15 protein-coding genes and 1 pseudogene are annotated in these 15,835 nt (G+C 58.5%); 5 read left to right on the top strand and 11 right to left on the bottom strand.

Annotated features, from left to right (window positions below; genetic code table 11):
• From ACODTW_RS26355 to ACODTW_RS26345, 3 genes and pseudogenes are all read right to left on the bottom strand, one after another.
• Positions 1–1,025: IS91 family transposase (locus tag ACODTW_RS26355; protein WP_488949121.1), on the bottom strand; the 1,025-nt coding region annotated here is incomplete at its 3' end.
• A gap of 10 nt (positions 1,026–1,035) precedes the next feature.
• Entirely contained in the window at positions 1,036–1,896 is an 861-nt protein-coding gene (locus ACODTW_RS26350) for a tyrosine-type recombinase/integrase (RefSeq protein WP_488949120.1), read from the bottom strand.
• Between the two features lie 625 nt (positions 1,897–2,521).
• Positions 2,522–2,952 (bottom strand): annotated as a pseudogene (locus ACODTW_RS26345) (integrase core domain-containing protein); the annotation flags it as partial.
• Between the two features lie 155 nt (positions 2,953–3,107).
• On the opposite strand from ACODTW_RS26345, the gene ACODTW_RS26340 reads away from it, so the two are divergent.
• Positions 3,108–4,355 (top strand): type II toxin-antitoxin system RelB/DinJ family antitoxin, encoded by a 1,248-nt coding sequence (locus tag ACODTW_RS26340; protein WP_488949119.1) that lies wholly within the window; start codon positions 3,108–3,110, stop codon positions 4,353–4,355.
• A gap of 829 nt (positions 4,356–5,184) precedes the next feature.
• Here ACODTW_RS26340 and ACODTW_RS26335 read toward each other — a convergent pair.
• From ACODTW_RS26335 to ACODTW_RS26305, 7 genes are all read right to left on the bottom strand, one after another.
• Positions 5,185–6,402, bottom strand: a complete 1,218-nt coding sequence (locus tag ACODTW_RS26335; RefSeq protein WP_488949118.1) for a phospholipase D-like domain-containing protein — start codon at positions 6,400–6,402, stop codon at positions 5,185–5,187.
• Positions 6,403–6,762: 360 nt separating this feature from the next.
• Entirely contained in the window at positions 6,763–7,953 is a 1,191-nt protein-coding gene (locus tag ACODTW_RS26330; protein ID WP_488949117.1) for a hypothetical protein, read from the bottom strand.
• A gap of 353 nt (positions 7,954–8,306) precedes the next feature.
• Positions 8,307–8,549 (bottom strand): helix-turn-helix transcriptional regulator, encoded by a 243-nt coding sequence (locus tag ACODTW_RS26325; protein WP_488949116.1) that lies wholly within the window; start codon positions 8,547–8,549, stop codon positions 8,307–8,309.
• A 113-nt stretch (positions 8,550–8,662) separates the two neighbouring features.
• Positions 8,663–9,409: a hypothetical protein gene (locus ACODTW_RS26320; RefSeq protein WP_488949115.1), complete on the bottom strand. Its 747-nt coding sequence runs from the start codon at positions 9,407–9,409 to the stop codon at positions 8,663–8,665.
• Positions 9,410–9,576: 167 nt separating this feature from the next.
• Complete coding sequence (locus ACODTW_RS26315; RefSeq protein ID WP_488949114.1) at positions 9,577–10,740, bottom strand: site-specific integrase; 1,164 nt, start codon at positions 10,738–10,740, stop codon at positions 9,577–9,579.
• A 249-nt stretch (positions 10,741–10,989) separates the two neighbouring features.
• Complete coding sequence (locus tag ACODTW_RS26310; RefSeq protein ID WP_488949113.1) at positions 10,990–11,334, bottom strand: hypothetical protein; 345 nt, start codon at positions 11,332–11,334, stop codon at positions 10,990–10,992.
• A 35-nt stretch (positions 11,335–11,369) separates the two neighbouring features.
• The gene (locus ACODTW_RS26305; RefSeq protein WP_488949112.1) at positions 11,370–11,861 is read right to left on the bottom strand and encodes a helix-turn-helix domain-containing protein; all 492 of its coding nucleotides are present in this window, start codon (positions 11,859–11,861) and stop codon (positions 11,370–11,372) included.
• Positions 11,862–12,066: 205 nt separating this feature from the next.
• On the opposite strand from ACODTW_RS26305, the gene ACODTW_RS26300 reads away from it, so the two are divergent.
• Positions 12,067–12,369: a helix-turn-helix domain-containing protein gene (locus ACODTW_RS26300; RefSeq protein WP_488949111.1), complete on the top strand. Its 303-nt coding sequence runs from the start codon at positions 12,067–12,069 to the stop codon at positions 12,367–12,369.
• Between the two features lie 44 nt (positions 12,370–12,413).
• Here ACODTW_RS26300 and ACODTW_RS26295 read toward each other — a convergent pair whose 3' ends face one another.
• Positions 12,414–12,809, bottom strand: a complete 396-nt coding sequence (locus ACODTW_RS26295) for a hypothetical protein (protein WP_488949110.1) — start codon at positions 12,807–12,809, stop codon at positions 12,414–12,416.
• 111 nt (positions 12,810–12,920) lie between these two features.
• On the opposite strand from ACODTW_RS26295, the gene ACODTW_RS26290 reads away from it, so the two are divergent.
• The 3 genes from ACODTW_RS26290 to ACODTW_RS26280 are packed head-to-tail and all read left to right on the top strand — an operon-like array spanning position 12,921 to position 15,786.
• Positions 12,921–13,172, top strand: a complete 252-nt coding sequence (locus ACODTW_RS26290) for a hypothetical protein (protein ID WP_488949109.1) — start codon at positions 12,921–12,923, stop codon at positions 13,170–13,172.
• On the top strand, positions 13,169–13,636 hold the full coding sequence (locus ACODTW_RS26285) for a hypothetical protein (protein ID WP_488949108.1): 468 nt from the start codon (positions 13,169–13,171) through the stop codon (positions 13,634–13,636). Before ACODTW_RS26290 ends, ACODTW_RS26285 begins: the two co-directional genes overlap by 4 nt.
• Entirely contained in the window at positions 13,633–15,786 is a 2,154-nt protein-coding gene (locus tag ACODTW_RS26280) for a Mu transposase C-terminal domain-containing protein (protein ID WP_488949107.1), read from the top strand. The genes ACODTW_RS26285 and ACODTW_RS26280 overlap by 4 nt, the downstream gene beginning before the upstream one ends.
• Positions 15,787–15,835: the final 49 nt, after the last annotated feature.

The following is a 15,835-nucleotide window of genomic DNA, read 5'->3' as shown; positions in this document are numbered from 1 at the left end:
GCCCGCAGCAGTTCCCGACAGCGGGCGAGCTGGATGGCCCGATGGCCGTTGGCGAGGAAACCGAAGTGACGGATGCGGTGAAAACCCGGTGGCAACACATGGAGCAGGAAGCGGCGGATGAATTCGTCGGCGGCCAGGTTCATCACCTTGGGCTTGCCGTGGTGCCGGTAGTCCTTCCAGCGGAAGCGGACCTGGCCGTCGTGCAGATCGACGAGGCGGCTGTTGGCGATGGCGACGCGGTGGGTGTAGCGACCGAGATAAGCCAGCACCTGTTCCGGTCCCCCGAAGGGGCGCTTGGCATAGACGACCCAGTCGAGCCGGCGCAGGTCGGCCAGGTGGCGGGAGAAGGCGGCGGGTTCCGACAGAGGGGACAGGTCCCCGAACAGCCGGATTGTGCCGGCGGCAAAGGCGGCGGCCAGTTGTTCCAGGAACAACCGCCGGAACAGCCGGGAAAGGACCCGGACGGGCAGGAAGAAGCCGGGCCGGCAGGAAACCCAGCGGGTACCGTCCGGTGCCGGTCCGCCGCCGGGCACGATGCAGTGGATATGGGGATGGTGCTGGAGCGCCTGTCCCCATGTGTGCAGCACGGCGATGCCGCCGGTCTGTGCCCCCAGGTGCCGCGGGTCCGCGGCGATGGTGCGCAGCGTCTCCGCCGCCGCCCGGAAGAGGATGGCATAGACCGCGGCCTTGTTCTGGAACGCGATGGCCGCCACCGGTGCCGGCAGGGTGAAGACCACATGATAGTAGGGCACAGGCAGCAGTTCGGCCTGCCGGGCCGCCAGCCAGTCCGCGCGGGCCAGGCCCCGGCATTTCGGGCAATGCCGGTTGCGGCAGGAATTGTAGGCAACGTGCAGGTGCCCGCAATCGCCACAGCGCTCGACATGGCCGCCGAGCACTGCCGTCCGGCAGGCCGCAATCGCCCCCATCACCCGCCGCTGGTCACGGTCGAGATGATCGGCATGGGTGCTGCGATAGGCATCGCCATGCTGGCGGAAGATGTCCGCCAGTTCCAGCTGATCGGCCATGGGGATGGCCTCAGCCCGGGGGCACGACCTCCAGGTGCAGGCGGTCGAGCGGGCTGGTGGTTTTCTGGACGGTGGTCGTGGCCACCTGTGTATAGCGCGCCGTCGTCGAAAGCTGGCTGTGACCGAGCAGCACCTGGATGATGCGGATGTCGGTGCCATTCTCCAGCAGATGGGTGGCGAAGCTGTGGCGCAGGGTGTGAACGCTGACCTGCTTGTGGAGACCGGCGGCCTTGGTGGCCGACCGGCAGGCGGCGTGCAGGACCGTCGGCGACAGCGGCTGGTCCGCGTCCCGACCCGCAAACAGCCAGTGCCGGGGCCGGGCCAGCCGCCAGTATGTCCGCAGGATCTGGAGCAATTGTGCCGACAGCATCACGTAGCGGTCCTTGGCCCCCTTGCCATGTTCGATCCGGATCAGCATCCGGGAGCTGTCGATGTCGCGCAGCTTGAGCGTGACCACCTCGGACACCCGCAGCCCGGCACCATAGGCCGTGGCCAGTGCTGTCCGGCATTTCAGGCTCGGCACCGCCTCCAGGAACCGCACCACCTCGTCCGGGCCCAGGATCACCGGCAGCCGCCGTGGCTCCCGCGCATAGGCGATACGCTCCGGCACGTCGGCCCGGCCCAGGGTGATGCCGTAGAAGAAACGCAGCGCCGCCACCGTCTGGTTCAGGCTCGCCCACGAAATGCCTTGCGACACCAGGTGGACCTGGAACGTGTGGACATCAGCCAGATCCAGACGGTCCGGCGACCGGCCGAAAAAACGGCTGAACTTCGATACTGCATGCAGGTAGGATCGCTGCGTCGCCGGCGACAGATTGCGGATCGTCATGTCCTCGATCATACGCCGGCGCAGAGGGCTCATCTCGGCCATCGGAAGCTCCTGTCAGGAGAGGGGGGATCAACACCCCAAATCCTCTCAGCCAGAAGCAGCGCAGGCGACACAAACGCCAATTACCGCGTCAGCGGTTTCGTTCAATCCCCTACGATTCAATTACTTTCAGACAGACTCTAGTAGATGAAGTATCAACCCGCCAGCAGGCGCCTTTTCCGTGCTGCGGGTTCGTTCTCCGAGGAAAGTCCGAAGAAAAGCTTGTCGTCAGCAGATGGGGTGTGTTTAAATAGTTAATTAAATCAATGCCTTAATCTTGCTATAACCTCGGTCAAATCCTGCCCCCGCATCCAAAAAAGGCCAGCAATCCCATAGGGTTGCTGGCCTTTGCCGTTTCTGGATCACACAAGCGGCGCAAGGCGTGGAAGCAGGGTGGAAGCGCTCCGACGCGACATCTTTCCAGAGGGACATGCACTCGAGTGAAAGAGTATCTGCCACGTTCAGAACACGTACTCGCCCTCCATTGCTGAAGATCATGTCCCGTGCGGCGATGTAAGAGCGGTTTGCGGTACATTGGGCTTGGTCTGCTGACACTGTCCGTCGTCGAAACAAATGGGACATCGGGATGAATTTGTGAACGGAGGTTCTGGCTCGTTGGGGGGTGATGTTAGGCGGCCATACCTTGGTGACACAAGCGCCTCTGCTGTATGGTTCGCTTCTTGATTTTGGCCCCCCTTTGAGGATGGCCGTGCCACGGCCGTAATAGACATCGTTCGGCGTCAGGTTGCCGATGCTTTCATGGTATCGGCGGCGGTTGTAATGGTCGACGAAATCCTGGATTTTGGCTTCCAGGTCGCCGGGCAGGAAATAGTTTTCCGGCAGGATGCGGTTCTCCAGGGTCTGGTGCCAGCGCTCGATCTTTCCCCGGGTCTGGGGGTGGTTGAGGGCGCCGCGGATATGGTCCATGTCCTTGTCTTCTAGTCATTCGGCCAGATCGCCGACGATGTAGGATGCGCCATTATCACTGAGCAGGCGAGGCCGGTGGGCAACATCGACCTGATTACAGCCCGAGGCTTCCAGCGCCGGAGTCAGGGTGTCGTGCCCGGCGTCAGCCTCTGTGGGACGCAATCACCCGCTTCTGTCCCACAGGGGCTGACGCCGGATACGCATTTCTTCACCACGATCCCGTACCGTGCTACGTTGTATTTCATTTACGTCTGTGCTACATTGTATTTCTTAGCTGGGGGGTAAATATGTCGACTAAGCCGACCACGACAATTCGGATCGACCTGGACGTTAAGCGGCGCGCTGGGGAAGTGTTCGATGAAATTGGTATCGGCATGTCTGCGGCTATCAATACTTTTCTTAAAGCGGTAGTTCGCGAGGGATCAATGCCGTTTGATATTAGCGCCAAACTTCCAAGGCAAAGCTCGAAGCCGGGGAATGCTACCCTCAATCACGCCTTTATCGTTAAGAAAGATGAGTTCTATACACAGTATGAAGATGTAGTGAAGGAAATATTGAGATACAAAGAGAAAATGAATGGAAAACATGTTCTTTGTAACTGCGATGATCCTTTTGAGTCCGCGTTCTTTCGTTTCTTTGTTCTTCATTTCAATAAACTGAGATTGGCGAGTTTGACATCGACCTGTTATGCGAGTTCTTCGATAGCCGGACTGGAGTACCCCCTAGAGGGGCAAACCAATGCATATAAGGCGACGGTCAAGGAAGTGCCTGACGAGCCAATAACGCGACCGGATGGATCACTTGATTTGGAGTTGCTATTCTCTATGCCTCAAAATTCGCTTGTGCATCTCGCGGGCGACGGCGATTTTCGGTCAGCCGAATGCGAGGCCTTGCTTAAGGGGGCCGATATAGTGGTCACTAATCCACCCTTCAGCCTCTTCCGTGAGTACGTCAGTCAGCTTGAATGTTTCGGTAAGGAATTTATTATTCTTGGAAACATAAATGCGTCTACGTACAAAGAAGTGTTCCCTATGTTCCGTGAAAATAAAATTTGGTATGGAGAATCTATACGCTCGGGGGATCGCAAATTTTTTGTACCAAATAGTTATCCGCTAAATGCGGCGTGTTGCGGAGTGGACGAGAGAGGACGACGCTTTATTAGGGTGAAGGGTGTACGCTGGTTCACCAACTTGGACACTGTCAGGCGGCACAAGCCAATAATATTAACCCGTCACTACAACCCGAACGAATATCCACGCTACGAAAACTATGATGCGATTGACGTTGCTCGCACCCAAAATATCCCCGCTGACTACAAAGGGATCATGGGTGTGCCTATCACGTTCCTCGATAAGTACAGTCCGGAACAGTTCGAGATCGTAATGCTAGCCAACGGCAACGCGCGCACGAACGTGCCCTCGAAAATCCTTAATGAGGTAGGGTATCGCCCACATCCTGAGGATAGAGGGGGGGTCGGCATCGTCAATGGTCGGCGCGTCTATGCACGAATTTTAATCCGCAGGAAGTACCCATGAGCTTAGTGATGCGCGTGCCATGCGCATATCAAGGCGGAAAGCAACGTGTCGCGAATCAGATCGTAGACCTTTTGCTGGAGGCAGCGCCGGAACCGAACTCCCGATTCTATGACCTGTGCTGCGGATCTGCTGCGGTTTCTATCGAGCTAGTAAATAGGGGCGTCCATCCGTCACGGATTTGGATGCTTGATGTCAGCTCGTGGGGGACATTTTGGTCCGCCATTGGAGCGGGGGCGTTCAACATGGACGCCTTTGATCAGCTTTTATCCGGGTTGCCTAAGGATAAACGCGATCTTAAGGCGCATATGTTGGCCTTATCAGCGCTCCCGGTGGGGGACCGTGAAGTTGAACTTTATCCGTTGCTTCAGGCGTGCTCCTTTGGTGGAAAGCAAATTTGGCGCAAAGGCGAGTATTGGGCTAATACGTGCTTCCGCGACTACTGGGAGCCAACTGCGACAAGTATACGCCGCAGCCCGGCTAATCCAATGCAACCTTCTCCAGACGAACTACGCCGTCGAATTGCTACCCTTGTGCGGGGAATGAAAGGGATAACTTGTCTTAAGTCAGATATTATGACGATCCTTAGTGAATCTATTCCTAGAAATTCGGTCGTATATATAGACCCGCCATACAGGAGCTCGACGGGTTATGCATTCGGCTTTGATCTAGATGCATTCGTTGGTAGATTCCGTCGGATAAATCGGGTTCCATTGTTCGTTTCAGAGGGGGTACCTTTGAGTAACAATGCCTTGAAGCTGATGTTCGGAGGAGCAAAGGGGGGGATTAGCGGGATTCGAAAGGGGAAGCACCAAGAATGGCTAAGCCGTTTCTAAAGCAATCCAAGTTGTTTTGAGTTTAGGGTTGCTCCATTCCGTGCCAATATTAATGAAGCGTCAACAAATTCCTTAACTTTTGAGATTGGGAACACGGAAAGATGGTAGTAATCATCGTGAATTTTTGTAAAGGTAATTATTTTGTTCATTAAATAGTACCCTTCATCTTTTTTCATGAATGCGTCTGTTATTTTGTCTCCTGACGAGCTAACTCCTTTTATCTGGAGTCTCCACGTTCCATTAGCATTTTTTCCAGTGGGGAAAAGTATTTCGTTTCGGTGGTAATCAACCCCTTCAAAGTTGATGGTGATTGACTTAATTTCATCGGTTTCTTCAGAATCTACGCCAAAAAACGTTACTGCACCGCGCATGAGCCTCGGCTTGTCGAGGTTAAAAATAGTAGATGAAACATTTCCAAATTCCACCAAAGACGTCATCGATAGATCGAGTATGTTTCGTGAACCACCAGTCATTCTCCTGGTCTCGAACCAGATAGTTTTCCCACCGTCAATTACAAAAAAGGATGGTGGGTGTGCTTGTAGCGCGGGCGCTGTATTAATTGCACTTTTCATCGAGGAGGTGACACTGGGAAGTTTTGCTGAAGCGCCCTTACCAAAAAGACGTTCTCTGGCGTCCTTTTGTTTGTTGGACTTGGATGTAAACAACTGTAAGTCGATTTCATTATATATATAGCCATTTTTTAATAGATAGTCAATTTCGTTTTTACTTGATATCAACATACATGAATCTTTTAATGATTTTAGGTATTCAATATATTCAGTTAGCGCGTCGGGCAATTCGTGATGGTTTGAATTGAATTTTTCTGTTTGTATGATTATCGAGCTCTCAAAGTTGGTCCAAAGCCCTCCGGCGGTTAAATTGTGTGAGCCAACAACTGTAACCCCTTTATTGTTGCCTAGAAACTGATAAATCTTTGGGTGAAATGTCTGACCTTTCTCGGAGTGAACTACATTCAACGTATCAGTAAGGTGTAGCAAAGCTACAAGTGCCTCGTACGACGTTCCGCCGAGGTCAACGCCAACGTGAATATTTACTGTTCCGCCACGTTCTCTGAATGTCTCTAAGGCCGACTTTATTCGTAGAACGCCACTATTTTTGGCAAATGCTACTATTATATTCAATGTATGGTAGTCTGGTGAGTTTAGCAATTTGATCAGACGATCTCCAAGTTGTCCGGTAAGGGGCTGGCTCATTAATTCCATTAGGTTCTCCTATAAATCTTGGTCTCAACGCAGTGCTCAAAGAGAGTGTGCCTCGTGGAACGTTCTCTATCAAGTTTTGTCGTATTGTGTATGATGACTGTTGGGTGGTCATCGCGGTTATTCGGTAAAGTCTGGTCACTAAAGCAAGACCCTAACCAAGATGGCCACGATTATCGAAGGGATGCTGGCACTGGGCGGCGGCCTCGAAAACAGAGTTGATGCGAATATTTTTTCGGAGGCATAGGGCGCTTCAGCACCGCGCTTGGGCTCTGGTTCAGCGTTCGTTCGTTGCCAGAGCCCGGGCATTGAAGTGCGTCAGCGGTTGCAAAGGAGAGAGGCGATTGTCCCTAGTTACTGGCATCCGTCTGTGCCGCACCGCTCCCAATTGACGAACCGAAAGCGCTGTGCTGCTTTCCGCCGGCTGGCTTCAAACCGATCAGGGGCACCGCGTATATGGCCGCGGACTGCATTGGCGGCTGCTTCAGAGATAATATCTGCGTCGGCAGGCAAGCCGGCTGCAACTGAATAGGAGGCTGCCAATCCCTGTATTTGGGCGGTGAGGACTTGTTGCTGCTGTTTGCGCTTCACTTCCTTGATAACCCCAGGTTCGGCACCCGTGTTCATCTCGAACAGGTCCCTGTCAACTGTGTGGCGGGTAACGTCCCACAGCGGATGATCCAGCCAACGGCACCGCTCGCTGTCGGAAGGATTGGGGATCGTATAGCGGATATCGGCCAGCGCACGGGCGTAAAGGTCGCCCAGCCTGTTATCCAGGTCTGCCCATGTGCGGATACCCCAGCGCTCTTTCAGGTGCGCCTTGCCGGCCCGCAATTCCAGCCGCCAGATGGTTTCATCCCCGGACAATGGGGGCAGGTTCTGGCGGGTGCGGGCGGCGTTCCAATGGGACCACCATTCGCGCTTCTGCTTCTGCCGTACCTCCCGCGATTTCTCGTACAGGATCACTTGTCGGCCCGGCATCTTTCCGCAGGTGACGGACGTGTACCGGCCAGAGACGCCATGCATGGACATGCCGGCATCATCGTCATGGTCTGCCCGGCTGGTGTGGGAATGCATGACAAAGGCGGTGGGGTCGAGGGTGAAGGGCTGCCCCGTCGCGGTCTCAATATCCGATGCCAGGAAATCCAGGCAGTAATCCACGCGGGAGATGGAAGCGTCCCGCACGGTTGCTCCAATGGCGGACAGGAACCGGTACATTTCCGCCCGTACTCGCCCCAAACCCATGCATGCCAAGGCGTTGGACTTGGCGGAGACGCGGATACCCCAGTTGTCGGGCTTTTGGTTGCGGCTGAAAAACCATGTCATGCCGGTGGGGCCGGTATCGCAGCGGAAGGCGTAGCCCCCCTTGGCCCCGCTTTCGCCCACATGCATCGGTTCATCCTGCCATTCCAGCAGGACAGAGGCCTTGGCGGTGACGGCTTCGGCCTTGGCTTCCTCCAGCCGTTCGACCATGGCTTGCGAGATGCGGCCTTGAAAGGTGACGTCCAGACCGTCGAAATTCCAATAGAAGGGTTTCAGGCTCATAGGTCGGTGCCCTCTTGTCTGCGGTTCTAGAGGGGGGTGCTACAAGGACCCCCCTCTTGGCCCAATGGCAGGCCTTGTTATCGGTTTGGTGCCCGCTGTCGCGGGCTGGCTTTGGGTTTGGCCCTGCGGGCCCGTGGCCGCTTTTGTTTTGGGGCCGGGGAGGGGGCGTTCGGCCCCTTTGGCAACCGGGGTGCCCGTGGCGGGCGGGGCAGGGGGAGAGGTTGGGCGCTTGTGGAAAAGGGGGCGGATGATCCCCGCCCCCTTTCCTCTTTTTGAGCCTTCCGGCCCCAAAACACCGTGCGGTGCGGCCAGCCCCGCACGGCGAAAACTCATGGTCGCGCGCCGATGGCGGATCAGGCGGCCTTTGACAAGTCAGAGGTGCTGGAAACCAGCAGCGCTTCGGCCCAGGCGATCAGGTCGCGGCGGCGATAGCGGATGGAGCGGGCGGACACCTTCACAAAGCGCGGCCCGCCCCCACGTACCCGCCAGTTCTGCAAGGCGCGGACGGTGTAACCGATGAAGGATGCGGCCTCGATCTCACCGATCAGGCGGTCAAGATGGTCTTTGTCTTGGGTGGGGGTGGTGTTCTCGTTCACGGCGTGGCCTCCTGTCTGGCGTGCGGTTCGATGACCCAATTCAGACAGAGACGGGCGCGGTGGTCACGTCGAACCACTTGAAAGTACCGGGTCGATTTTTGCCCCCGGTACTTTCAAGCGGTCGGGCTTGACAGCTTTCGCCGTGCGCGCCGTTGGCGTTGCATCGCTGTGAAAATCTGACTGTTGGTGATGTCGGGTGCTGTCAACCGCGTCACGGCAACACAGAAGCGGGCCGCGTCGGAAACCGGCTCCCCCTGGTGACTATCCACGGTGAAGGTGCGTCCGAGAATATCCGTCCACAGGATATGGAGATTGCCCATCCAATGGCGCAGGCCCAACAACTGCCGTTGTCCGCCGGGATCGGCGGGGAGGCGCTCCAGCCCTTGAAGGGCGTAATTATGCAGGATGGTCACCGCACGCAGAAGGCTGACCGGGTCCTCATGCCATACGATCTCGACAGTGTCGTCGATGGTGCGTCGCTCAATCCGATGCCCGTAGGGGGTTTCGGTTTCCCCACGCATAACGGCGGAAGCCAAGGCCATTTCCGGGAACCAGAAGGCCGCTTGTGTCCGTCTGTCCATATGGGACAGACGGTCGTGCAATTGCTTGGTCAGGTCCGCAATTTCTGTCAGCGCCGCGTGGCACTCTCCCGGCTTGGGTGCATCGTCCACATTGTGCCGCCAGTGAAAGAACACGTCGGCGGACCCTTCGAGATGCTTTCGGGCTGCTTCCCGCTGTTCATCAGAAATGGCGAACTCTGCGCAGAGACGTTGCATATGGTCGGGTGTGAAGATGGGGGGACGTTCAGTCTCCCACCGCCTGCCTTCGTAACCCCACCGTGGCAAATGCTTCTTGGCCATCAGCCGCGCTTTCAACAGAGGGAGCGAGCGGGCAACCCGGCTATATAGGAACGCAGCTATATAGCTATATAGGGCAGCCCCAACATCGGGTGCCGAAACCGTCCCTTATGTACGTATGAACGGGAGCCCATTTCCCTACGTGCATACGGGACGCGGTGGGGCGGGCCTCACCCCGCCGGCGGCCCCTTCATACGGGTGGCAAGCAGGGCCGACACCCGTTCCGACGATGCCCGTAGGGGATCATCGGCCAGGTGGGCATAACGCGCTGTGGTCTGCACCTGGCTGTGCCCCAGCAACTTGCCGATCATGGGCAGGCTTTCACCCATGCCGACGGCTGCCGACGCAAAGGAATGGCGCAGGTCGTGAATGCGCAGATCGGGCAGGCCCGCCCGTTGCCGCAGCCGACGCCACGGCTTTTGCAGGTCTTGCAGGTGCTGCCCTTCAACCGCACCGCAGATGACATAAGGGTTGCCGGGCAGGCGCGGGATGGTGTCCAGCACCTCCATGGCCGCTTCCCCCAGATAGACCTTCTTGGCCCCCGTCTTACTGTCGGGCAGGGCCAGAAATCCCGGCTGGACGTAGGACCATTTCAGGGTCTGGATTTCCCCCAGCCGGCACCCGGTCAGGATCAGCAGCCGGATAGCGGCGATGAAATGCACGCCCTCGCTCCCGTCCCGTTCGGCATCGTTCAAGGCCATGCTCAACCGGTTCAGTTCATCGGCGGACAGGAAGCGTTCCCGCTTCTCTTCCCGGTATTTCTTCACATGCCGGCACGGGTTGGAACCGTCAGGACGCAGGTTCCAGACCTCTGCCAGATTGAACAGCTTAGACAGCACGCCCAAGGTGCGGTTGGCCTGATAGGGTGTGTCGCGGGCCTTGTGGTGCAGCCGGGCGATATCGGCCCTGGTCACGTCCTGCACCTTGTGTGATCCGATTTCCGGCTTGATGAACAGTTCCACCGCGCGGCGATATTCGCCCTGGGTGCTGGGTTTGCAGCGATGCTGAACATGCTCTTCCATGAAACGGTCGCACAGGCCCGCCATGGTCGGGGCATGCCGCTGGGTGCGGGCTTCCTCCGATGGGTTCTCCCCCTTATCGACGGACACCAGCAATTCGCGGGCCTGCCTGCGCGCTTCATCGGGTGTCATCACGCCATGCTGGGAAAAGCTGTATCGCCGCGTCCGCCCACCGGCCCGGTACTGGATCACATATGACTTCTTGCCCGTGCGCAGGACGCGCACACCAAAGCCGGGGATATCCTCATCCCAGATGAAATAATCGGTGTCCCTTGGTTCCGCGCTGTCGATAATCCGCTTGGTCAGTTTGGGCATGGGAACCGCCTGCTTCCATGATGGCCGTGGAAGCACGGTGGAAGCAGAAGATGGCGAAATCCGGCCCGGATTGGAGCAATCCAGCGGTCTATCCATGTCCTGAGACGCGCGGATTTCCTGGCTTTATGCCATCCCGCGACAAGCCGGCGGAAATCAGCGCAGACGGGGAACCAAACTCATAACCTGAAGGCCGCAGGTTCAAATCCTGCCCCCGCATCCATGGCTTAAACCCCTGAAAGCCAAAAGCTTTCAGGGGTTTTTGCTGTCCGCGCCAAGCGCGCGCCAAAATCCCGCAGGTAACACATAGGTAACAACAGAGAGTGAAAATGGGCGTAGGTATTTTCGTGTGGGGTGGTGATCACTTTGATACTCGGTGAGGCGCCCCAAAATTGGGGTTTCGGCGAGCGAAACGCGGCCTAGAACAAGGGGTTGGGGGTCGGTGCCGGTGCGGGCGGCGGCGGCGGGGAAAATGATCGCGGTTTGATACTTTTGAGCGGTTTGGGGCTGAAAAGTGATCGCGTGCCGCACCGGTTTGATACTTTTTCCGGTGCAGCCGAACCAATAATTAGAAAATGCGTGTACCTTTGCCTGCATATTCTTATAAGTAAGATGCTGGGATCGAACTATCCTCAGGCCAAGCGTTTGGTTTCAATGGGGTTTGCGGCGGCGGAGCGCAGTTCCTTGCGCAGGCGGGCCAGGATTACGGCCATGGCGCCGGCGCGGCCACCATCATCATCGGGGTCGGTGACAGACACGATCTCGTCATGCAGCTCCACCGCCTTTTCCACAGCCTGGTGCAGGGCGATGCCTTGGCCCATTTCCTTGTAGAGCTTGACAATGCCGTCCGTCAGGCGGCCCAAAAGGAATGCGTCAGTTGCCGCGGGAGCGCCTTGACCGCCGCCCGTATCCGCGCGGCGCATTTCCCCCGCACCCGTCATCAACCAATCCAGGCTGAAGCCGAGATCAGCCAACTCAGACAGCGTTTCTGTCTTCGGAAGCCGCCCTGCGCGCTCGTTTTTTGCCCAAGTCGATTCACCCAGCCCGAACCGATCAGATATCTCTTTTTGGCTCATCCCGAGAGCCAGACGGACCCTTTTAAGCCTCTCTCCAACGCCGCTCATATCGCAACCTCATTGCAAAGGTCCGCTTGCGCGGCACGCATGCAAGCCCAGGAAACTTGCGTTGCGATAATTGACAATAAAATCAATGAGTTGACAAAAAGCCGCACAAAAATGCCACTTGCGCCCTTTTTTGCCTTCTCAATGGGTAAAAAAGTACCTATTGTCAATTTGCACCCCAATCGCTGACACGATGGATTTCCACCCTATGAAACTCCCCGACAGTCCGATCCAGCGCCGCCATTTCGTGGCCGCGCTGTTGAAGAATAAGGGCATCACCTTCGCCCAGATCGCCCGCGAAGAGGGCGTGTCGCCCCAGGCCATCAGTCAGGCATTCATCTGCCCGAATGACCGGCTGGAGAAGGTGATCGCCGACAAAGCGGGGTTCACCCAGCAGGTGCTGTTCTCCGACCGGTACACCGCCGACGGCACGCGCCTCGTTCGCGTTCTTGAGGGTAAATCTAGCAGCCGCAGCGCCGTGGGTAATGTCCAAAATGGGGAGGCCGCTTGATATGTCGATTGATGGCCCGCCGCAGGATCTAATCGACCGGGCGGTCAATGCCCTGACGCACGAGGAAATCCTTTGTGCCATGGGGATCCTGGATCAGGCGGTTGCAGACGGACTTTCCTGCCCGGAAGCAATGCAGCGGCTACGCGACGGCATTTCTGCTCTTCGTCTGCATCGGGGGGGACACGGAGAATGACTTTATCCGGCATCTCCGCAGCAGCCATCATGACCATCAGCAATCTTCCGAACAGGATTGCCCAGGCAGTGTCGCACAGGCCAGACCAGTCTGACGCCTCTCCATTTGCCCAAGCGATAATCGCTGCATCCAGGGTTTTCTCCACTTCCTCATTCTCTGACCAATTCATGTGCGAAACACGCGCCCTGGCCATTTCGAACAGTGGCCAGAGCAAGTCAGACGCTTCTTTCAACGCAACGGGCTTCATGATCCCCCTCCTCGGTGGTGTGGCGATCCCGAGTGTAGGGGAGGATGCGGCGGGAGTCTCGCGTAGTGCGACACATGCGATGGCTCCCACCCGCATTTCGGGAGGTGTCGCATGAACCGGAAAAGCGCGCCCGTGACGGCTGCGGCCGGATTGCTGCCCCGGTCCTTGTGCATGAGCATCGACGGACAGGATGCGCTTGGTGACATCCGTGTCGAGTGCGCGCCGTCCCTGCTGGTCGTCGTCGCTATCGACGTGCTGCTGCTGGAAACCAGGGAAAGGATCACGGATCGGATCGTCTTTACCGCCAAGGAAGCGCGTACCCTGGCGCGCGCCCTGCTGGCCGCTGCGGATGGTGAAGCATGAGCCGCAAGCGCGACATGGTCACGCTGGATTTGTTCGACTGGGAGCCGCCGGAAGTGGTGGTTTCGTACCAGGACGAGCCGGCGGTTGACCGGGTGGGCAGCATTCATGGGCGGCTGTGCCGGGCCATGGCGCTGGCCTGCCGGGAATGCGGCAAGAACCGCGATCAGATCCATGCCGAGATGGAAGAGTGGCTGGGCCGCAAGATTAGCCGCAGCGCGCTGGACGCCTGGATGAGCGAGGCGCGGGAGGAAAGCTATATGCCGGCCCTGCATCTGTTCGCCCTTATCGCGGTGACGGGCGATATGCGCTTGTTGAGCGTGGGGCCCGAGATGTTCGACCACGCGGTTGTCCATAACCGGATGGTGCCCTGGATCAAGCTGGCCCTGGCCGAGGAAAAGCGCCGGGAGCTGGACGGTGTGATTGAACAGACCCGGCGTGAAGCCAAGCGGGGGGTCCGGTCATGATGGAGCCCGCCATTCTGGATGAAATTGCAGCAGCAATGGGGATCGACTACAGCAACGCTTACCGTGCAGCTGAGAAGCAGGCGTGGCCGCACGATGGCGGCCGTCCTCGCAGGTTTCCTCTCGAAACCCTGCCCACCGACATCCGCACAGCCATCGCGACGCTCCGCGCCAAGCGCGACATGGCGCACCCGGTCTGTGCGGATCGTGGCGAGGCGCAGTCCATTGCCGCTGCCAAGCGCAAGATGGACGCTGCCGCCCGACTGCGGTTGGATCGGCGCATCGAGCTGTTGGACGCCATGGCGCGGTGGAACATGGCCGCCAAGCTAAAGAATGTGCCCTGCGCCCGACGGTTCGAGACCGTCTACAACGCCGGGGAAGTCCCTGTCGCCCCGTATGTCCGGGAGGAATTCCCCACGGTCGCGGCCGCCAGCCTGCTGCGCTGGGGAAAATACCGCGCGGCCAAGGATTGGGCCGCCCTGGCGGGCCGGTTCCGGCCCAGCCCCTGCATCATCGAACGGGCACCCGGCCTGCGGGATTTCATCATCGGCCTGATCACGAAGCATCCGCATGCGTCCATGAAGTTCGTGCGTGACGCGGCCGTGGCCCGACTGGGCGAAGAGATCGAGATCATCATGCCGACGACAGGCGAGCTGATCAGCCGCGCGATCCCGTCAACGGATGCCATCGGCCGATGGCTGAACGACTGGAAAGCCGACAACAAGGCGCTGTGGGCGCGCCTGACCAATCCTGACCAGTACCGCAACAGCTATATGCCGGCGCCGGGATCGCTGTATGAGGCCATCCGGCACCCGAACCAGCGCTGGGAGATCGACGCCAGCCCCAACGACGTCATGTGCGTCGATGGCCGGTACAGCATGTATCTGGTGGTGGATGTCTATACCTGCCGGATCAAGGTGCGGATCACGCGCACGCCACGGGCGCGGGCCGCTGTCCTACTGATGCGGACGTCCATCCTGGATTGGGGCATGCCGCAGGTACTGGGGCATGACCAGGGCAGCGATTTCAAGGCGCGGGAATTCCAGGATGTGCTGTCCAAGGCCGGCATCGTGCCGGAGATGTGCGACGCCTATAGCCCCTGGCAGAAGGCATGCGTGGAACGGCATATCGGGTCCGTCCAGCACATGTTCATGGAACAGCAGCCCGGCTATATCGGCCATAGCGTGACCGACCGGAAGGGCATTGAGGCGCGGCGCAGCTTTGCCGCCCGGCTGGGCGAGAGCGACGAGAAGATGTTCTGCGTCAGCCTGACGGCCGAGGAACTGCAACGCCGACTGGACGAATGGATTGAGGTCGAGTGGAACCACCGGCCCCATGACGGCCTGAACGGCAAGACACCGTTGCAGATGGCGAACAGCTATCGCGGCACCCTGACGCGGGTCAGTGGTGAAGGTGCGGTGGAATTCATGCTGATGCCGCCGGCCGATGGCGATCCGAACCGGACCGTGGGCAAGAAGGGCCTTCAGGTTAACAACATCTTCTATCAGCACCCTGTCCTGATGCCGGGTCAGAAGGTGCATGTCCGCCTTGATCCCGACGATCTGGGTAAGGTCTATGTCTTCGACCGCGAAGACGGGGATTTCGTCTGTGTGGCCGTCGATCCGGTGCGCGTCGGCATGAGCCGGGCCGAAATGGCGGGCCGCGTGAAGTCCGAGCATCGCCGCGTCTTGAAGGAGAAGATGGCTGAGGTCCGGCAGGCGCAGAAGGGCATCAATGTCGCCACGATCAGCGGCGAGATCATCGCCGCCAAGCGCAAGCGGAACGCGAATGTCGTGCCGTTGCCCGTGCCGCAGAAGACGGAAACCCACAGCACCCCCGCCCTGCGCGCCAGTCAGGACGCCGCCGACGCGGCACGCGGCATCGTCCCCACCCGCACCCTGACCGAAGCCGAACAGGCGCAGCATGAGAAGGTGGTGAAGCTGTTGCGCGATCCGAAACCGGCCGCGCCGGCACAGTCGGATGAAGACCGTTTCTATGCCCGTGCCCGCGCCCTGGATGCGGAGGTCGATGCCGGGCGGCCCATCAGCGACACCGACGCGCAGTGGCTTGCCCATGCGCACCGGGCGTTCTGGTACCGGCCGCGCCGGCAGCAAGAGGAAATGTTGAAGCAGTTCCAGCAGGAACGCGGCTGAAAAAAGGGCGGAGCCGGCGGCCCGTCGAGGCCCGAACTTCGCCCAAGTA

It is taken from the genome of Niveispirillum sp. FG148 (genome assembly GCF_057809655.1).
Note: the sequence above shows the minus strand (reverse complement) of the source record. Positions and strands in the feature narration are given on the sequence as shown.

Bases quoted from the DNA above. Each gene is read 5' to 3' on its own strand.
- ACODTW_RS26350 (WP_488949120.1), bottom strand. From the start codon at position 1,896: ATGGCCGAGATGAGCCCTCTGCGCCGGCGTATGATCGAGGACATGACG.
- ACODTW_RS26340 (WP_488949119.1), top strand. From the start codon at position 3,108: ATGTCGACTAAGCCGACCACGACAATTCGGATCGACCTGGACGTTAAG.
- ACODTW_RS26335 (WP_488949118.1), bottom strand. From the start codon at position 6,402: ATGAGCCAGCCCCTTACCGGACAACTTGGAGATCGTCTGATCAAATTG.
- ACODTW_RS26330 (WP_488949117.1), bottom strand. From the start codon at position 7,953: ATGAGCCTGAAACCCTTCTATTGGAATTTCGACGGTCTGGACGTCACC.
- ACODTW_RS26320 (WP_488949115.1), bottom strand. From the start codon at position 9,409: ATGGCCAAGAAGCATTTGCCACGGTGGGGTTACGAAGGCAGGCGGTGG.
- ACODTW_RS26315 (WP_488949114.1), bottom strand. From the start codon at position 10,740: ATGCCCAAACTGACCAAGCGGATTATCGACAGCGCGGAACCAAGGGAC.
- ACODTW_RS26310 (WP_488949113.1), bottom strand. From the start codon at position 11,334: ATGCAGGCAAAGGTACACGCATTTTCTAATTATTGGTTCGGCTGCACC.
- ACODTW_RS26305 (WP_488949112.1), bottom strand. From the start codon at position 11,861: ATGAGCGGCGTTGGAGAGAGGCTTAAAAGGGTCCGTCTGGCTCTCGGG.
- ACODTW_RS26300 (WP_488949111.1), top strand. From the start codon at position 12,067: ATGAAACTCCCCGACAGTCCGATCCAGCGCCGCCATTTCGTGGCCGCG.
- ACODTW_RS26295 (WP_488949110.1), bottom strand. From the start codon at position 12,809: ATGAAGCCCGTTGCGTTGAAAGAAGCGTCTGACTTGCTCTGGCCACTG.
- ACODTW_RS26290 (WP_488949109.1), top strand. From the start codon at position 12,921: ATGAACCGGAAAAGCGCGCCCGTGACGGCTGCGGCCGGATTGCTGCCC.
- ACODTW_RS26285 (WP_488949108.1), top strand. From the start codon at position 13,169: ATGAGCCGCAAGCGCGACATGGTCACGCTGGATTTGTTCGACTGGGAG.
- ACODTW_RS26280 (WP_488949107.1), top strand. From the start codon at position 13,633: ATGATGGAGCCCGCCATTCTGGATGAAATTGCAGCAGCAATGGGGATC.